This window comes from Novosphingobium clariflavum (genome assembly GCF_026420865.1).
GTDB lineage: Bacteria > Pseudomonadota > Alphaproteobacteria > Sphingomonadales > Sphingomonadaceae > Novosphingobium > Novosphingobium clariflavum.
In genome coordinates this window covers 1-1290 of record NZ_JAPCWC010000084.1, presented here as the reverse complement: position 1 = coordinate 1290, position 1290 = coordinate 1, and the positions used below count along the sequence as shown (strand labels likewise).

Sequence of the window (1290 nt, the reverse complement as noted above, 5' to 3'; positions counted from 1 at the left end):
CCGACCGGTTGGCCGAGCGCGTCTTCGCCGGCACATGCGCTAACGACTATGGCCAGTTCGACGATCTGATCTCTCTGATGGCGCCGGCGCTCGGGCAGTCCGGACTTGCCATCCTAAAAGCGAAATTCGAGGCCCTGGCCAAAAGACCACCTGTTGCGACGAAGAGCGAGACCCGCACGATCATCGGCTACGGTTCGCAAGGACCGGTCTACGAAGACGACTACAAGGCACGCAATCACACGCGTCTCGTCAAGCGCACGCTCGCTGAAATCGCCGATGCTTCGGGCGACGTCGATGGGTTCGTCGCACTGCAGTCCGATGACGAGCGGACGAACCCGGCGATTGCCGCGCAGATCGCGCAAAGGCTGCTCGATGCCGGACGCGCAAACGAGGCATTGGCAGCCCTTGACCAGGCCCCCGCCGAGATGCGCGACGGCGGTCGCTGGCCTGACTGGCAGAAGGTTCGGATCGATGCGCTCGAAGCTGCGGGACGATCCGAAACGGCACAGCGCGAGCGGTGGGAAGTGTTCGAGCGCACGCTCAATGCCGAGTACCTGAAGGCCTACATCAAGCAACTGCCCGACTTCGACGACATGGAAGCCGAGGAGCGCGCGCTGGCCCATGCGCGCGCGTTTCCCAGTTTCCATCAGGCATTAGCATTCCTTGTCGAATGGCCGGCGCTCGATGCTGCTGCCGAATTGATCCTCGCGCGGCCCGATGAAATCGACGGAGACCACTACTGGCTACTCACTCCAGCGGCTGAGGTGCTCGAGCCCAAGCATCCGCTTGCAGCGATCCTGCTGCTGCGCGCTATGATCGACTTCGCGCTCGATAGGGCTCGCACCAAGCGCTACCCCCACATCGCCCGCCACTTGCAGACCTGCGCTTATCTTGCCGGCAAGATCGATGCGTTCGGCGACCATGCCGACCACGAGGCGTACGCGGGATCACTCAAGGCGAGGCATGGAAGGAAAAGTGGGTTTTGGAACAGTTGAGCGAGGAGGGATTGTGCAAGCGCTGCGAATACCGCGATCCGATGAGCTTGACTCATCGGGTCTTGGTTAAGCCCGTGCGGCGCTTGAGAAAATCCAAGGCGTCATGCGTCAGCCGCTCAGCACCTTGGTATAAGTCATTGGTTTAGCGGGATCGGATAGACTGATTTCAAAAAGCGGGAAAGCGGACCTTCCACACCTGGAAAGCGAAAACCGCCCCTTGAATGGCGACAAAGGGTCGGCAGCCGACACCGAATGAGCGTCAGCTATCCATGTGACACGCCTCCGATGCAGACAT

Annotated in this window: 1 protein-coding gene; it reads left to right on the top strand. The window is 60.9% G+C overall.

All coding sequences use genetic code 11. The features are described 5' to 3' along the window. Positions 1 to 995 (top strand): DUF6880 family protein (locus tag OKA11_RS24330; protein ID WP_267225195.1); only part of this gene is annotated, 995 nt, incomplete at its 5' end. Positions 996 to 1290: the final 295 nt, after the last annotated feature.